General features: G+C 51.5%; 28 protein-coding genes. 25 read left to right on the top strand and 3 right to left on the bottom strand.

Annotated elements, in window-relative coordinates; translation table 11 throughout:
• Window position 1 precedes the first annotated feature (1 nt).
• The 17 genes from ACWNM1_RS06240 (at window position 2) to ACWNM1_RS06160 (ending at window position 9,517) form a co-directional block, all read left to right on the top strand.
• On the top strand, window positions 2-265 hold the full coding sequence (locus ACWNM1_RS06240; RefSeq protein ID WP_449600333.1) for a hypothetical protein: 264 nt from the start codon (window positions 2-4) through the stop codon (window positions 263-265).
• A complete protein-coding gene (locus ACWNM1_RS06235) occupies window positions 265-492 on the top strand; it encodes a hypothetical protein (protein ID WP_449600332.1) in 228 nt (75 codons plus the stop codon). Before ACWNM1_RS06240 ends, ACWNM1_RS06235 begins: the two co-directional genes overlap by 1 nt.
• On the top strand, window positions 443-1,015 hold the full coding sequence (locus ACWNM1_RS06230; RefSeq protein ID WP_449600379.1) for a crossover junction endodeoxyribonuclease RuvC: 573 nt from the start codon (window positions 443-445) through the stop codon (window positions 1,013-1,015). The genes ACWNM1_RS06235 and ACWNM1_RS06230 overlap by 50 nt, the downstream gene beginning before the upstream one ends.
• Before the next feature lie 464 nt (window positions 1,016-1,479).
• On the top strand, window positions 1,480-2,463 hold the full coding sequence (locus tag ACWNM1_RS06225; protein WP_449600331.1) for a hypothetical protein: 984 nt from the start codon (window positions 1,480-1,482) through the stop codon (window positions 2,461-2,463).
• Window positions 2,463-2,762, top strand: a complete 300-nt coding sequence (locus ACWNM1_RS06220; RefSeq protein ID WP_449600330.1) for a hypothetical protein — start codon at window positions 2,463-2,465, stop codon at window positions 2,760-2,762. Before ACWNM1_RS06225 ends, ACWNM1_RS06220 begins: the two co-directional genes overlap by 1 nt.
• Window positions 2,762-3,127, top strand: coding sequence for a hypothetical protein (locus ACWNM1_RS06215; protein ID WP_449600329.1), 366 nt, complete (start codon window positions 2,762-2,764; stop codon window positions 3,125-3,127). Before ACWNM1_RS06220 ends, ACWNM1_RS06215 begins: the two co-directional genes overlap by 1 nt.
• A gap of 74 nt (window positions 3,128-3,201) precedes the next feature.
• Complete coding sequence (locus ACWNM1_RS06210; RefSeq protein ID WP_449600378.1) at window positions 3,202-3,804, top strand: dUTP diphosphatase; 603 nt, start codon at window positions 3,202-3,204, stop codon at window positions 3,802-3,804.
• A gap of 82 nt (window positions 3,805-3,886) precedes the next feature.
• Window positions 3,887-4,051, top strand: a complete 165-nt coding sequence (locus ACWNM1_RS06205) for a hypothetical protein (protein WP_449600328.1) — start codon at window positions 3,887-3,889, stop codon at window positions 4,049-4,051.
• 1 nt (window position 4,052) lies between these two features.
• Window positions 4,053-4,292, top strand: a complete 240-nt coding sequence (locus ACWNM1_RS06200) for a hypothetical protein (RefSeq protein WP_449600327.1) — start codon at window positions 4,053-4,055, stop codon at window positions 4,290-4,292.
• A 121-nt stretch (window positions 4,293-4,413) separates the two neighbouring features.
• On the top strand, window positions 4,414-5,931 hold the full coding sequence (locus ACWNM1_RS06195) for a hypothetical protein (RefSeq protein ID WP_449600326.1): 1,518 nt from the start codon (window positions 4,414-4,416) through the stop codon (window positions 5,929-5,931).
• Between the two features lies 1 nt (window position 5,932).
• A complete protein-coding gene (locus tag ACWNM1_RS06190) occupies window positions 5,933-6,169 on the top strand; it encodes a hypothetical protein (RefSeq protein WP_449600325.1) in 237 nt (78 codons plus the stop codon).
• Window positions 6,170-6,290: 121 nt separating this feature from the next.
• Window positions 6,291-6,875 carry an adenylate kinase gene (locus ACWNM1_RS06185; protein WP_449600324.1) on the top strand — a complete coding sequence of 195 codons (585 nt, stop codon included), beginning with the start codon at window positions 6,291-6,293 and terminating at the stop codon, window positions 6,873-6,875.
• Window positions 6,875-7,021 (top strand): hypothetical protein, encoded by a 147-nt coding sequence (locus tag ACWNM1_RS06180; protein WP_449600323.1) that lies wholly within the window; start codon window positions 6,875-6,877, stop codon window positions 7,019-7,021. The genes ACWNM1_RS06185 and ACWNM1_RS06180 overlap by 1 nt, the downstream gene beginning before the upstream one ends.
• Entirely contained in the window at window positions 6,954-8,195 is a 1,242-nt protein-coding gene (locus ACWNM1_RS06175) for a DNA cytosine methyltransferase (RefSeq protein ID WP_449600322.1), read from the top strand. Before ACWNM1_RS06180 ends, ACWNM1_RS06175 begins: the two co-directional genes overlap by 68 nt.
• A complete protein-coding gene (locus ACWNM1_RS06170) occupies window positions 8,195-8,392 on the top strand; it encodes a hypothetical protein (RefSeq protein ID WP_449600321.1) in 198 nt (65 codons plus the stop codon). The genes ACWNM1_RS06175 and ACWNM1_RS06170 overlap by 1 nt, the downstream gene beginning before the upstream one ends.
• Before the next feature lie 163 nt (window positions 8,393-8,555).
• Window positions 8,556-8,924: a sigma factor-like helix-turn-helix DNA-binding protein gene (locus ACWNM1_RS06165; protein ID WP_449600320.1), complete on the top strand. Its 369-nt coding sequence runs from the start codon at window positions 8,556-8,558 to the stop codon at window positions 8,922-8,924.
• On the top strand, window positions 8,924-9,517 hold the full coding sequence (locus ACWNM1_RS06160; protein ID WP_449600319.1) for a hypothetical protein: 594 nt from the start codon (window positions 8,924-8,926) through the stop codon (window positions 9,515-9,517). Before ACWNM1_RS06165 ends, ACWNM1_RS06160 begins: the two co-directional genes overlap by 1 nt.
• Here ACWNM1_RS06160 and ACWNM1_RS06155 read toward each other — a convergent pair.
• Entirely contained in the window at window positions 9,514-9,729 is a 216-nt protein-coding gene (locus ACWNM1_RS06155; protein WP_449600318.1) for a helix-turn-helix domain-containing protein, read from the bottom strand. The genes ACWNM1_RS06160 and ACWNM1_RS06155 overlap by 4 nt on opposite strands.
• A 141-nt stretch (window positions 9,730-9,870) precedes the next feature.
• Between ACWNM1_RS06155 and ACWNM1_RS06150 the strand changes: the two genes are divergently transcribed.
• Together ACWNM1_RS06150 and ACWNM1_RS06145 are read left to right on the top strand one after the other, a co-directional pair.
• The gene (locus ACWNM1_RS06150) at window positions 9,871-10,089 is read left to right on the top strand and encodes a hypothetical protein (RefSeq protein WP_449600317.1); all 219 of its coding nucleotides are present in this window, start codon (window positions 9,871-9,873) and stop codon (window positions 10,087-10,089) included.
• Between the two features lie 32 nt (window positions 10,090-10,121).
• Window positions 10,122-10,982, top strand: a complete 861-nt coding sequence (locus ACWNM1_RS06145) for an ATP-dependent DNA ligase (RefSeq protein WP_449600316.1) — start codon at window positions 10,122-10,124, stop codon at window positions 10,980-10,982.
• Here the strand turns inward: ACWNM1_RS06145 and ACWNM1_RS06140 are convergent.
• Together ACWNM1_RS06140 and ACWNM1_RS06135 are read right to left on the bottom strand one after the other, a co-directional pair.
• Window positions 10,972-11,373 (bottom strand): hypothetical protein, encoded by a 402-nt coding sequence (locus tag ACWNM1_RS06140; protein WP_449600315.1) that lies wholly within the window; start codon window positions 11,371-11,373, stop codon window positions 10,972-10,974. The two genes, ACWNM1_RS06145 and ACWNM1_RS06140, sit on opposite strands and share 11 nt — an antisense overlap.
• 76 nt (window positions 11,374-11,449) lie before the next feature.
• Window positions 11,450-11,644, bottom strand: a complete 195-nt coding sequence (locus tag ACWNM1_RS06135) for a hypothetical protein (RefSeq protein ID WP_449600314.1) — start codon at window positions 11,642-11,644, stop codon at window positions 11,450-11,452.
• A gap of 207 nt (window positions 11,645-11,851) precedes the next feature.
• Between ACWNM1_RS06135 and ACWNM1_RS06130 the strand changes: the two genes are divergently transcribed.
• From ACWNM1_RS06130 to ACWNM1_RS06105, 6 genes are all read left to right on the top strand, one after another.
• Window positions 11,852-12,016 (top strand): hypothetical protein, encoded by a 165-nt coding sequence (locus ACWNM1_RS06130; RefSeq protein ID WP_449600313.1) that lies wholly within the window; start codon window positions 11,852-11,854, stop codon window positions 12,014-12,016.
• Window positions 12,013-12,195 (top strand): hypothetical protein, encoded by a 183-nt coding sequence (locus tag ACWNM1_RS06125; protein ID WP_449600312.1) that lies wholly within the window; start codon window positions 12,013-12,015, stop codon window positions 12,193-12,195. Before ACWNM1_RS06130 ends, ACWNM1_RS06125 begins: the two co-directional genes overlap by 4 nt.
• The gene (locus ACWNM1_RS06120; protein ID WP_449600311.1) at window positions 12,192-13,046 is read left to right on the top strand and encodes a hypothetical protein; all 855 of its coding nucleotides are present in this window, start codon (window positions 12,192-12,194) and stop codon (window positions 13,044-13,046) included. The genes ACWNM1_RS06125 and ACWNM1_RS06120 overlap by 4 nt, the downstream gene beginning before the upstream one ends.
• Before the next feature lie 511 nt (window positions 13,047-13,557).
• Window positions 13,558-13,707 carry a hypothetical protein gene (locus tag ACWNM1_RS06115; RefSeq protein ID WP_449600310.1) on the top strand — a complete coding sequence of 50 codons (150 nt, stop codon included), beginning with the start codon at window positions 13,558-13,560 and terminating at the stop codon, window positions 13,705-13,707.
• 7 nt (window positions 13,708-13,714) lie between these two features.
• The gene (locus tag ACWNM1_RS06110; protein WP_449600309.1) at window positions 13,715-13,888 is read left to right on the top strand and encodes a hypothetical protein; all 174 of its coding nucleotides are present in this window, start codon (window positions 13,715-13,717) and stop codon (window positions 13,886-13,888) included.
• Between the two features lie 109 nt (window positions 13,889-13,997).
• Window positions 13,998-14,423, top strand: coding sequence for a phBC6A51 family helix-turn-helix protein (locus tag ACWNM1_RS06105; RefSeq protein WP_449600377.1), 426 nt, complete (start codon window positions 13,998-14,000; stop codon window positions 14,421-14,423).
• The last annotated feature ends 412 nt before the right edge of the window (window positions 14,424-14,835 follow it).

Below are 14,835 nucleotides of genomic sequence, written 5' to 3'. Positions count from 1 at the left end.
TTTGCAAACACCGCAATCGTTCGTAATTGATGCGATAAGTAATCTAGACGGCACGCCGCACGAACGCGAAGAGGCGGAGAAAGGTCAGCGCGTAGAGATCCTCCGGTGTGATAATGGCGCGCCCATGCTCGTATGCTATCGCGATAACGGTAATAAGATCCTGCGGACATCAACGGTACAGCGCATTATATACACGGACTTTTACGAGGTAATCAAAGTATATACGCGAAACACCGCTTACACATTCGTAAAGGAGGCTGCGTAATGGCTAAATGTATTATTAACGGATTACTCTATGTGTTACTAATCGGCGCGCTTATGGTCGGTGGCTTCGTATGGGTAGCGCTACTGACGGGCGGACCGTGGTACATGACCGTAATATTCGCAGTCATGGCGTTGGCCGCGTTTTCACTCGGATATTTAGCGGAAGGAGGCGGAAGCAATCGTAAAGAAGATAGAGTCAAAACAGACGAAGAAACCCGCGCTTCCTAACTTCCGCATACTCGGACTCGACCTATCGCTAAGCCCCGGAATCGCTGCGGTAGAAGTCCGTAATAGAATCCCGTTCCTCATCGCTTGTGATTCCGTAGCTACTTCGACCGCCGATACGGATGCCGTGCGCAACTATACCGTCGAAACGTTTGTCGCCGCCTTCCTCCGGGAACATCGCCCGTTCGATATCGTAGTTCGCGAAGATTTTACGTCCGGACGGAATAAGCGCGCGACTCAGACGGTATTCAGCGCATGGGCAGCGGCGGACAAAGCGCTCGCGGCGTACGGATATTACGCAGAGGACTTGAAGCCAGCGCTAGCCCCGACGTCGGTTAAGAAATACGTAACCGGCAATGGGAAGGCGGAGAAAGACGCTGTAGCGGATGGCGTGCGGAGATATTTGCGGTTGGACCCCGCGTATAAATTCCGCACGGGTTACGACGACAGCGACGCGTTAGCGGTTTGCCTAGCGTATTTACTACGCGAAAACTTAATCGATGAAATCGGAGGGATTGCGGCATGACCTGGATATTATTCGTTTGTGAGTGCGGATGTGGATTCGCTATTCCGAAGCTAGACATACCGGAGGACGTAAGTTGCCCCGCGTGTGGTGACGATTACGGCGTAACGGAAACGGGTGAGTGTATAAAAGATGCACACGTAGTTCCGTATAGGGACGTCGCATGACGCGCGATCCCGACCGCCTAACGACGCAACTCGAACGCGCTCAGCTCGCCGAGGTCGCGGAACTCGAACGTGCGGTCGAAGTGTTTAGCGGACTGGTGGCGAAGTATGAACGGAAGCTGGCGGAGGTACAACGGAGATACAAACGGAGATAAAGCGGAGCAGTTAGCGATTAATTTCGCCGACTCTCCGTTTTTTTTTTATTTTATTTACGCAAAAAAGTGTGCGGGCGGCTATGCGGTCACGTTGAAGTGTATGTAAGGCGCAGATGAAGCGCACTAATACGAAGGAGGCGGTTTAGTAATGACACAACAATATCGCGAAGTTAAACGTAAGGCAGCGGTGGGTGAGCGGATTAAGGTGGTCGCAATTTACCCGACGTCCCTAAAAGTAGGCAGCGTCGTTGTCGGCGATGAGTTTACGGTTAAATCTGTTGACGGTACGGGGGACGTGTGGGAGGTCGCCGAGCGTACATTCCGCGGAATTATCTCGGCTGATTGGGAGGGGCTGCGCGAATACGTCGTACTCGAACCGGTAACATCCGCACCGTCACCGTTACAGTCCGATCCACTTTACGCAGCCTTCCGCCAGTTCGTCGTGGCCAATGCCGCTGAGATTCGCGCGATCCTGCCGGAAGTCGAAGCGAAGGTCAGCAGCACGCTTCCTCCACTGCGTATGATTATGCCAGGCGACGGACATCTCGTAATCACGCCTGAACGCGGCCTAACGATTGTCCCAGCGCTGACCCGCGCACAGGTTATCGCGAAGGCGACCGCTGACGTTGCGGAGTTGCTGACGCACAACTATCCGGAGATTAACGGAGGGGAAGGCGCATGGTTTTCGAAGAAAAACGATCCGTTTATTAGCGTAACAGACCGCGTCGAGTTCGTAGTCAACCGTGATAAGCGTACAGTAACCGCACTTCTCCGTTATGTTGACGGTAACAAAGTATGGCGCAAGGCAACCGCAAAGTGTTCGCCAGCCGACGTATTCCACGCGGATCTCGGCAAAGCGATCGCGCTACGTAAGGCGCTTGGGCTGACGGTGCCGACCGAATATACGGACGCGCCGCAACCGGAGGAACTCGGCACTGGAACGGTCGTTCACCTCCGTGTTAGTAACAGCCGCTATGAGGTGCGCGGAAGATGTCCGGAGAAGGATCGCATGTTTAATATCGGCCTAGCGTACTGGCTAAACGACGGATGGGACGGCGCAGATAATTTCGTTAAAATCGACGACACTGACGTTGACTACGGCGCGGTTAAAACGGAAGGAGCTGCCGCCTAATGGACGTACTGAATACGTATGGTGGCGAGACAGACGGTTTCCTCATCGTCTTAGCCGTTATACTCGCGGCGCTTGCGCTATTATTTTTAATCTGCGTGTTACTAACGGATGAGCCTATGTTTTTCTTGCCTATGATTGTCTGCGCACTATTCGCACTCGCTGCGTGGTCGTCCGCATCTGAGCCGTTAACACACGAAGTCACACTCCGTCCGGGCGGAGTTATCGATGCGGTGAAATACGAGATCATCGAACAGCGCGGAGCAATCTACGTAATCGAAGAACGGGAGGTAACGCAATAATGAACGAAAATATCTCGCAAGTCATCGACAAACTCGCGGAAAGGTTAGGCGCAACAGGGGCGCATTTATTCGAAGTCATAGCGCGTCAAACGGTAATAAGCGGTGTCGTATGGAGCGTTATCTACTTAGCGCTGATCGTGTTAATACCGCTGACCTTTGTTAAATCGGCTCGGTTAATCCGCAAGCATCAAGACGCAATATACCACAGCGAGTGGGAAGCGTTGATTATCCTCGGCATGTGTATCGGCGGACTCTTACTCGTAATTCTCTTTCTCGTCGCGGTATTCTGCTTACCGGATTCCGTTATGATGATATTTAATCAGGAGTATTACGCTATCAAAGACATATTGCAGGCGTTGAATTAATGGCGGCGGCTGAACGTATCATCGACCGCCCGCAAGCCGAAATCATGGCGGACAGAAAGCGTAAGCGTACGGAAATGCTCGATAAATTACGGAGGGGTGATCGGAGAGTGAACGCAGTTAACGTTAAGATTAAACGCCTGCATCCGGACGCGGTTATTCCGCAGTATGCAACGGGTCTCGCGGCGGGATTCGATCTAGTCGCGGTAGAAGACGTAGTAATTGCGCCTGGAGATACGGTAAAGGTTCCGCTAGGACTCGCGTTCGAGATTCCGGCGGGCTACGTGATGATCGTATGTATGCGGTCTGGTATCGCGCTGAAAACGAAACTCCGGCAACCGAACGGGATTGGCGTAATTGATGCGGATTATCGCGGAGAAGTAGCGATGATGTTCGATAACATTGCGGTCGGTCACGAAGTTCCAGTTGCGGACGACTTGGTATTCTACGTAAATGGTACCGGTCGGACAGCGCGTCCGGACGAAATTAACGCGTCGTATATTATCTGTAAAGGGGATCGCGTATGCCAAGCGTTCATCATTCCGTATCCGCGCGTTACATTTGAAGTCGTCACGGAACTAGCGGAGAGCGAGCGTGGGGCTTGCGGATTCGGACATAGCGGAGTAACTTCCGTAATTAACGGATGGCGCAAGGTTATCGAAGGGGCTGGCGCCGAATGAAACGCATAGCGTGGGTATCCGTTCTCATCTTCTCCGCCGCGTTTTGGTTCGCGGTCGGGTATTACGTAAAGGAGGCGTTGTTTTGAGCGCTAAACCACCGCTAGGACTCAGACCACGTTACATCGCAGAGTTACAACGCGAGGTCGAAATTGTCGACGCCGTAAAGCGTTATATGGACGCTGGCTATCCGGTTCCGACCGAATGGATGGCGGAGTATAACGAGCTCGCTAAACGAAGGGAGGCGTAGTATGTCCGCAGAAATAATACCGTTCCCTAACGCAGTCGCCGAAACGCTCGAACACTACGCAAGACTAGCGCGAGCCGGCGAAATCACTGGCGTTATACTTGCGGCGCTTGGTCCGGGACGCCTCGCGGAAGATACGTATAGCGCGGTTTCCGGCGTCAACTATACGGAGCGCCGAGCGCTTATCTCAACGTTGGGAGATGCGGCTACAATGGCGTTATTGTACGCTCAAGACGATTATTGAACGCTATCTGGACGGGAATAACGGGCAAATTTCCGTCTAGGCTACGCAATAAGCCGCCGCGCCAACGGTGGAGAAACGCAAGTAGCGAAGCTAAATTAAACGATAAGGGAGACGGTTATTAATGACGAAAATTATTGACGGTAGAAACGCGGAAATTACGAACTCACTGCAGGTTTATACCAATTGGGTAACGCTTGCGACTAAGCACGGCTATCCGAAAGCGGCATATGTTTACGGAACTGATCCGCGAAAGCATTTAAACGATGGAGACACGGTGACAGTGCTTACGTCTACTTTCGTGCATGATGGCGCTATGATTTGGGTTGTTCAAGCGCGTAATGGTGAGCAGTTTCTCTATTCCGAAAAGGGACTGCGCATTCTTCCGGAAGAACCCGCGCCCATTTCGTTGTTGCCGGACGAATCACTCGGCGGACTCATGCGTGAATATCGCGAGGTTAAACGGAAGGCGTGCGTAGGTGAACTCGTTAAGGTTACGGACAAAATTAACGGTAATCAGTTTCCGCTAGGCGAGGTCGTACGCATGACATCCGATATCCGCGCTGAATACCTCGATAAGCACGATTGGTGGGCGGTTGACGACAGTGAATACGTTGTCCTCGAAGCCTCCGACATCCTGCGCATCGACGATCCTGACGGAGTTAGCCGCGCATATCGTATGGTCGACCGTAAGGCTGCGGTGGGCGAGCGCGTGATTATCGTAAAGGCTGACGATCTAAACGGGGACGGGTACGGAAATGGGGCGCTCTTTACTGCGGATACTGATGACGGAAGTATGTGTATCGACACTACGGACGGCGTAACGTTATTTCACGAGGAATACGCCATACTCGAACCGTTAACGCAAGAATCTGCGGCCCTATCTACGTTACCACTCGCCGACCAATACGCGGAGAACATTACGGTGCTCACGCGTAAGATTGCGCAACTTGAAAGCCGCATCCTAGCGCTCGAAACGGACAGCGCGGTGAGTGTCGTTAAAGTTGCGTCCGGTCCCGTCGATAATGCGTTGCCTACGTTCGCTGAAATGATGCAACGTAAGGCCGACGTAATATCCGTGAAGACTCCGCAGCAAATCCGCGACGAAATCGTTGAGCGTGCGAAGGCTGACGTTGGTGACTTGCGTAAGTTTAGCGGTAAGAAGATTCCGAATGACTTCGTAAGTTTCTGGCCGAAAACGGAATTGCCACACGCCTATATCGCAATGCACACGGTTGAGTTCGTAGTCAACTCCGCGAAAAGAACGGTAGCAGTGATTATTCGCTGCACGGAGGACGGACTGACTACGCGAGGAATCGCTAAATGTGCGCCAGGCGAAACGTTCAACTCGCATATCGGACGGGCTATCGCGTTATATCGTGCGCTTGGGCGCGTAGTTCCAGCGAAATATCTGAACGCGCCACAGCCGGAGGAAGTACGTGTGGGCGACGTGATTAGATACGAAGGTAACGCGCGTGGACCGTTAGTAGTCAGCGAGCGCGTTGATTCTATGAGCAAGGAGACGCATCTTTCAACAGCGCGTAGTCATTATGCCAAGCTTGCGATATTAGACGACAGCCGAGAGGACAGCGGTGTAACAGCCGCCTCCGCCTCGTCTTCCCCGCGCAAGGAGGCTGCGTAATATGCTAACGCAAGTATTCGCAATCGTACGTAAATCTGACGGCAAGCCTGCGTTCGGCCGCGCGCTTTACCTGACGGAAACACGCGCTAAGATTTCAATGCGTGGCTACGGTTCGACTATCGGAAACTACCGAATCGTACGCATAGGTGGCGCAGTTACTCCGGTGTGGGAAACGAATGCAGACGGTAGGTGGGTCAACGTTGAGAAAACGGAGGTGAGCGCTGATGTCAACGTGTGATTGCTGCGGAGAAGTCGTCGCTTCTGTATACTCGTTCTCTCACGCCGGTGCGTGGTATTCCGGGCATAAGCGCTGTATGGGCGCGCCAATGGTCCGTAGATTAACGCAGGCTGACCGAAAATTGACGCTACCTAACGTCGGCCTCATCGGAAAATTACGTAGTGGAAAGTCCGCGGCTGGCGATTACCTCGCGTCAAAATACGGCTACACGCAATTTGCGTTCGGCGACGAATTGAAGCGCGATTTTCACCGCCGCTATCCCGAGATAAAACGCGATCCTAAACCGCGCGCTGGCTACCAATTTCACGGACAGTTTATGCGCGAACACGTTGACGCGGACATCTGGATACGCAAGTGTCTAGCGGAGGTTCAGCGCGCTTACTACGCAAACCTCGATTTCCGCGCGGTAATCTCGGATTGCCGCCAGCCAAACGAATTTTCAGCGCTCCAATCCGCCGGCTACGTCCTCATCCGCGTCGAAGCACCGGACGGCTTGCGCATCGAACGCGCGATTAACTCCGGCGATACGTTCGCCTATGCGGACTTAATGCACGGAACGGAAACGGCGCTCGATAACTTCGTAACAGATTTTACCGTAGTGAATGACGCGGGGCTCGCGGAGTTGTATGCGCAGATTGACGAGATTATGGGCTACCTTCGGCTGCCCTCTGCCGATTCGCTGCGCTCCTCTCGGGAGGCGGCGTGATGACTACGGACGATTACCGCGCAGGTTATGAAGCCGGGTATATGCGGGGCCGGATTGACGCGATTAAGGCGGAGGAATATGACGATCGGACTCCGTTGGCGAAACGGGAGAATACGGAGGCGAGAGCGGATGGTAGCGAATCATGAACCGCAGTTACTTAGCGAAAAAGGCATAGCGTATATGTTCGCAAATTGGGAACACCGGGCGAGCCGTATAAAGACGATGGATCAACCGGCTGCTACGATATCTTCCGTAATAGCAAAAGGCGTACCATACGGAATTTTCTACCCGCAAGGTAATCGAGAGGAGACGGTACCCATACGAAACTATAACGTAACACCGCAATTACCTGCGAACGGCTTGACGGTAGCCGAGTTGTTCTGCGGCGGCGGACTGATGGCGGTCGGACTCAAAGCGGCAGGCTACGATATCACATTTGCAAATGACTTCGATAAGCGCGCGGCAGAAGCGTACGCCTATAACATTGGTGATCACGTAATCTGTGGCGACATAACGGACGCGACGTTACAAGCGCAGATACCTGACGCTGACATTATCGCAGGTGGTCCGCCTTGTCAGGACTATTCGGTAGCTGGCGCAGGTGCAGGCGAGGACGGCGAACGCGGTAAACTCGTATGGACTTACTTGCGGATTATCGCGGAAAAGCAGCCGAAAGCCTTTGTATTTGAGAACGTAAAGGGGTTACTTACGAAGAAGCATCGCCCGACATTCGACGCTCTCCTTGCGCAGTTTGACGAGATCGGCTACGCAGTTACATGGCGCGTAATCAACGCGTGGAATTATGGCGTAGCTCAGAAAAGAGAGCGCGTGTTCATCGTAGGTGTGCGGAAGGATCTCGGATTCACGTTTGAGTTTCCGTCGCCGTACGTATGGGAGTATCGGACGCAAGTGCTGCGCGATGTGATCGGAGACTTACCGGAGCCTAAAGCGCAGGCAAATGGGCTGTACTGGTCGCCAAAGAGCGAGTACACGTACGATCAAGCTAACCGTGTGCAATCGATGGACTCCGCGTGTAACACGATTCCGGCGCACCACAACAGCGGTCAGCCAATTCATCCGTTACATGCCCCACGCCGTTTTACCGTCCGTGAATGCCTACGCATCCAATCCGTACCTGATACGTACGTGCTACCAGACACAATCTCGCTATCCGCGCAATACCGCATCGTCGGTAACGGAGTCGCATCGCGCATCTCCTACTTGATCGGAGTCGCATCGCGCATCTCCTACTTGATCGGAGTCGCGCTGGCGGAGCAACTTAACGCAGCTCTAGCGGTCGATTTACGGGAGGCTGCGTAATGCGGTCCCCGCTAGACGAACGCTTTCAACTGCCAACTGAACCGCCCGTCTTCGCGCTATGCACGTACTGCGGCGGAGAGATTTACGCAGGCGACGAGATTACGCGGTATGCAAGCGGAGACGCCACGCATGAGGGCGATTGTGAGAACGCATATGTAGCGGCGGAACTCGGTATCATGCGAGAAATCGCATCTTGAACGGATGTTTGCGGAGTGATATTCGATAATTTCAACGTTTGAATATTTCACAATAGCGGAGCGTGCGGCAACCTTCACATAACGTAGGGCTTCCGCTCAAATACGGACAAAGGGGCGGATTATTATCGGATCAGTAAAAATCGACGTAGATAAAGGCGCACGCATGTACGAAGTTAAATACGTTTTAAACGACGAAGCTGGTGTTAAAAAACTCCTCCGCGATCGCCACCACATTAGTAGCGCACAATTTCTCGGAGATTATAACGCAGTCGATACGCTTGTTGACTTAAATAGCGCTGTTGCATCCGCAGGGTTAACGGAACGCCAGACGGAATCAATCGCGTGGGTTTATGGCGTTGACCTTACGCAAGCAGAGGCGGCAAAAGCGATGGGCATCTCGCAGCCGACCGTTAAGCAATCCGTAGACGAGGCGGCGGAGAAGATCGCGGCGGTTTATCGGAAATGGGAATACGGAGAGATTACGGTAGGGTATGCGCTTGATGATGAAGATACGGAAGAGGAGGCGGACTAATGTACGATTATAAAGCGGAATTTCACGATGCGGTTACGGATCTTATCGCGCAGGATATCGCGGATCGCACCGAACGTATGGCGGCCGTTAATGCGCTGACTGACGCGTACTTCGATAGCGTCGATAAACATCCGGATGCTGCGGAGCTTGAGCGATTGACGGATTATATTCTGCGAGAGGAACTATCGGACCGCCATCCGGACAAAGTAACACGCGATGAGTATCCGTTCTTTAGCGTGTGGCAGCTCGAACTTCGCCGTGACCGTGAGACTTCACTAAACGCAGCCGAACACGTGGGGACTGACGGAAAGGATTACCGTATTCCGGCGAAGAGACAACGTACTCCTTACGAAAGGTGGCGTGTGGATGCTGGCGCTAAGATACGTAATGTGGCGCGGGCTGCGCAGTATAAGCGTGATATAACGCCGAGTAAAGAGGTTACGTATAATCTACGAAATACGGGCGGAGAGTTAACGGAAGAATTTACGCAAAGGCGCGGAATAGGTGCGCGGTGGCTGGCGAATATGAGCGCAGTAAATGAGATTACCGTAGTAGAGAGCGTAGAAATATACGAAGAAAAGGCCGCAGCTTAATCGCGCGGCTTTTCTAATTCGAGTATGTCCGTTATCTCAACGTCAAGCACTTCGCACATTTTCGCGAGGTTTTCTAACGGAAGCCGCAGCGTTTTATTGGCGCACATTTCACCGATAGACGGATGGCGGATGCCGGTCATACGCGAAAATTCACGCTGGCCGATTCCGCGTGCTTCGAGGATTGCGGCGAGTTTAATCCGGACTGTATACATAAGCGGCACCTCCTGCGTTTAGTATAGCGCAACTTCCGGTACGGTAAAAGTAACAATAACGTATTGACACGTTAAACGTAACGGTGTATATTCACGTTATAAATGGTACGTTAAACGTACCGATACCGGAGGGCCCACGCTATGAAACCGCGCCGAATTAAAACCGCTGATGACCGCCTCGTTTACTATATACGCAAGCTGGATAAATACGGTGAGCGCCTCCGCCTTGATCCGGAGTATGATCGCTGGGGCTGGCGGCGTTACCGCTTATTATCGTACAGGAATCACGTGTTTAAGCTGTGTAACCGCGAGTCTGCGGAGTTAGCTCGTTCCATAACTTACCGCACCAATCACCGCTAACCTCGCGTTATAATTAGCGTAGAGGTGATTACGTGTTTATTTCTCCGATGTTACTAGAAACAGCGGCAGCCCCGTTCTCTGACTCGCACTATATCTACGAGCCGAAGATCGACGGTCACCGCTTAATATATTCGCTAGAAGGCGGAGTAGTCCGCTTATATACGCGCCATAACAACGTGTGTACGCGCCAGTACCCGGAAATAGCTAACGCACTCTTCCCGCATGATATTACGCTTGACGGTGAAATCGCATGTGTCGATCCACAGACCGGCGCAATCAACTTAGAATCCGTCATGTCGCGTTTTCAAGCACGGCGCGCGGATAAGATACGGCAGCTTACGCAGACTCTGCCGGTCACATACGTTGTCTTCGATATCCTGCGCTATAAAGGCGAGGATCTCCGTAATCGTCCGCTAATGGAGCGTAAGGAAATACTCGCGGGGCTTACGCTACCTAACGTACATTTCGGCGTTACTCCGTATATCGAAGGCGCCGGCGAAGCGCTATTTGCGCAAATGCAGGCGCGAGCTATGGAGGGCGTCGTTGCTAAACGGAAGGATAGCGTATATGAGAGTCGGCGCTCGGCATCCTGGCAGAAGATCATTAACTGGACGTATGCCGACGTTTATTTGAGCGGCTATAAGAAGGCGGAGTTCGGCTGGCTTGCGTCTGTGCCTACGGATAGCGGTAGAATGCGTCCTGCCGGCGTTATCGAGTTTGGCGTATCTCCTACGCACAAAAAGGCGTTCTACGGCGTGAGTAAGGCGCTGATTACTGGCGAGGATAGCGACTTCGTGTACGTGGAGCCGCGGATTAGAGCACGCGTGAAGATACGAAATTGGACTCGCGCGGGTATGCTGCGGAGTCCGGTATTTACGGAGTTTATCGTATAGACGCTGGCTCCGTACTCTCTTTCCAATCTTGCGCTACTACCGCACCAAATTCCGCTATATACTGCGCCATTCTCGCGCGCATCTCATCGCGTAGAACCTCGCGGGCAACCGCATATGTCTCCGGCTGCGTATGCCATTTCCGCGCAAATTCAACGTGGATCAACCCGTTAAGCTCCGCGCTTCTTAATATCCGTATTCCCTTGCGATTGAGCGCTAGGCGGTTCTCTCGCAGGTCGGCCGTAATCTTCTGTTTAATATATGTGCCGGATGCGGCATACGCACGATTGAGAACGTTGTGCGCGTGCTCAAGTTCGTCAAGGCCGCGCTGTACGGTCGCCGTAAGCTGCGGGTATAGTACGTAATCTCTTAATAGTGCGTTATCTTCTGACATAGCGTGAGACCTCCGTAAATAAGAACGTATGTACGTATTATATGCGATAGGGCGCACGTTATCAATAGTAATTCGCCTAGCTTGCGTATTTAAACGTGCACGTAGCGCGTAAGTAACGTTCGCCGCGCACCTGTACGGAAGAATCCGTAATATCTTCGATTAGTCCGCTGCCTACGAGTTCTTCCGCGATGAATACTACGATGGGCAAGCGCTCAAGTTGCGCAGTATAAAATTGAACGTTAGAGGTCAGCGGCTTCATAAATCGGCTCATAAGCGTAGTCCTTTCGTATGTTAGTTCGTACACTTTCGACAAAATAGCGCCAGTTCCTTCCGGGGAGGTGGCGTTTTTATTTACGGAAAATACGTGATGATACCTATATTTTACGTTATTAGTTACCTATATAGGTACGAGGGGTACGAATGTTGCGGGTATACTCCGCGCACCTTCCGCTTCACATTCGAATAGGAGGCGTTGTACATGGCCGGAAACATTGGCGAAATAAACGTTAAGGTAAACGTAGACACAGTCGATATCGCGGAGACAGTCCGCGGACTTAAGGCGATTCAGCGCGAGGCGAAGAAAGCTACGCAGGCATTGCGCGATTTAGAAGCTGCGCAAGTGAAGGCGGGTGAGCGCCAATGATGTGTACGTGCAAATTCTGCGGAGAACGCCAGTGTTACGAAGAAAGACTCGAGGCGTCCGGCGCGATTGACTTACTGGATAATCACCGGATTATGTTATTAGATAATGGATATATGAAAATAGAGCCGATTGATCCTACTAAGCTGTTTAAGGCTACGCGGAAAGAGGTGGTCGCGTGAGTACCGCGCAACTATACACCGCAGAACACGTCGCATTTACCGGAACAGGAACAGCGTTTGATCCGGACACAGGCGAGGCGCTAATCTACGCGCCAGCCGATACACATAGAGTCGTTAGTATAGCGCAATATGAAGCATTTAAAGAGCGTAAGGAATTTCAAGGACGCCAAGCAGAGTTTACCTTCGCCGACATGAACGAGATACACGAGGTAATCGACATACTAACTACGGCACAATGCGGCTACTTGCTGCTCCTGCAGTGTTACGTAGATTTCGATAACGGCCGCCTAATTAACGCAAAGGGCGACGCAATGAAACCAGGCGACTTATTGGACGTGCTCGGATTAAAACGCAAAAGGCAAACGTTCTACGATTTCCTCGATAAATGCGTTGCGCATTCGATTATCACACGCGATGTAGATGGAAGTTATTACGTTAATCAGCGCTATCATTTTCGAGGAGCCACCGGCAGTAGAGCGGTAGTGCGGACTTATTCAACGATGGTTAAGCGCTCATACCGCGAGAATAAAGCATCGGATCTCGGTCTTGTCTATCGAATGCTGCGCTTTGTCCATCTGGACACTAACGCACTTTGCGTTAATCCGCTCGAACGCGATGCGAAGAAGGTGCGTTGGTTTAACGGCAAGCAACTTGCGGAAGCAATAGGAGTTGACGAGAAGACGGTAACACGCAGACTACCGAACATAACGGTGGGAGGTGTTCCGATCGTTGCTCGCGTTAAAGTTAGCGGGGAATCTGCGAAATACGTGTTTAACCCTAACGTTTTCTACCGGAGTAGTAAGGAGCCTTCACCGCTGCTGACTGCGATATTTAACGGTGAGGCGGCTTAAAAAGTGACCTGATTCGTACATTTCGCCGAAAAAAGTGACTTTATTCGTACATCGAAAAATGCCGTTCCGCCTTATAGTGGCGCGGCTTTTCGGCGTTTTGGGCGGTAAATTATATCTTAGTCTTGTTGGGTACTTGCGTTCGCAAAACGTAATGTTATCGGTAAAAACGCGAACAAGACGGCGTATTTACACATTCGTTCCATATACTGCGGAGTTCATTTCCGGAGAAGTTCACTCCGACACTGCGGCGAAAACCGTGCCTTGTGTATCTTATATATTTATTCCGCTGTTCTTATATAAAAGAATAAGCGCAGTTAATTGATAAGGTCCGAAGGCGCGTTAGCGACAAGGGGCAAGGAACAAAGTGACGCGGCAGGAACTTAAGCTTAAACCTTTGTCTGACAGAGACATGAAGCATATTCCTCGAAGTAACTCATGTAGGCAACACCAAAGAATAACGCGGATGTTAAAGCGGTAGCGAACGTACAGTGAGCGGAGGGATAACGTTAATATGAGCGTAGATAAACGTAAGGAAATAGCGCTAATAATCGGAACTGACGCGGATAATATCGAAGAGGATAACGGAATGTATTACGTATGTACGCGTTCAGTAGGCGGTGTAATTACGCATAAGTATCCGCTAATAGAAGATACGGAGTGATACCGTAATGTCATTCGATTTATCAACGGTAAGTACGGCGGATTTACAAGCGGAGTTATCACGCAGGGAAGGCGTTAGAACACACGCGTTTGGTCCAGAGGATAACGTATTCCTTGCCGATAGTGACGGCGTTATCTTGAATGACTGCGGTCCAGTTACGATTACTATTAACATAGATTAGACGGATATGAGCGCTATTTGTACGCCCTGCCTGAGCGTATGAGTAGCGCTGTTTTATGCGCTCTAATAGCGCGGAAGTATAAACGTAAGGACAGCGTATATAAGCGCTAATACAACGGAAGGAGGCGGACATTATAGCGAAGCAATTAACGTCAGAACAGACGCTAGCGATCGAATGGTTAGCGAAGCCGCGTAAAGGCGGTAAGACGTACGAAGAGATTGCGTCATTATGCGGAGTAACAGCACGTACGCTTGAGAACTGGCGAAAGGATGCAACGTTCGAGGCGGAGTTTAAGCGTGCAATCATACGTGATAACAGCGCTAAGTTACCGGAGTTGGTCGATTCGTTGAGTACGATTGCTATGCGGGATGGTAACGCGGCTATGGCGAAGTTAGCGCTGCAGATTAGCGGTATGCTTACGGATAAGGTCGAGGTAGATACGAAGATAGACGGTGGGACTGACGTAGATGCGTTGAGACAGCGTATAGAGACGTTGAGACAGCGTAAGGTAGACGAATCCGAAGGTGGCGAGTAATTGCGCTATATAATGAAGGAATGCGATTAGCTACGTTTCGGATTCGTTCGGATGCGCCTATTTAGTCTGCACGGCTCGCCTAGCGCACGCCCCTCCGAAAACTTTCGCACGATAACGCAGCATAGCGTATTTGGCTCTGTATAAGCGTTGCATAAACGGATGAATAGGCGCTCGGCTTACGGTGTATAAATTGTAAACGGAAATGTGCGTAAATCAACGTTAAGCCGCGCGGTTACAACGTTCTTACTCCGCGCGTACTGGTAAATGTATATGCAACGTATAATGGCGTTTTAGGCGGCGGAGTATGTAAGTCCGTAAACGTTGATATGGCGCGGTTTTATGCGGGTGTCAACGTAAAGTACTTTAGTACAAAATCCGAGTTTTATGCGGTAGTCTGCGCATAACCGTGTAT

Source organism: Paenibacillus sp. Marseille-Q9583, from assembly GCF_976954365.1.
The sequence above is the reverse complement of the archived record's forward strand: the minus strand, read 5'-3'. Positions and strand labels throughout refer to the sequence as shown.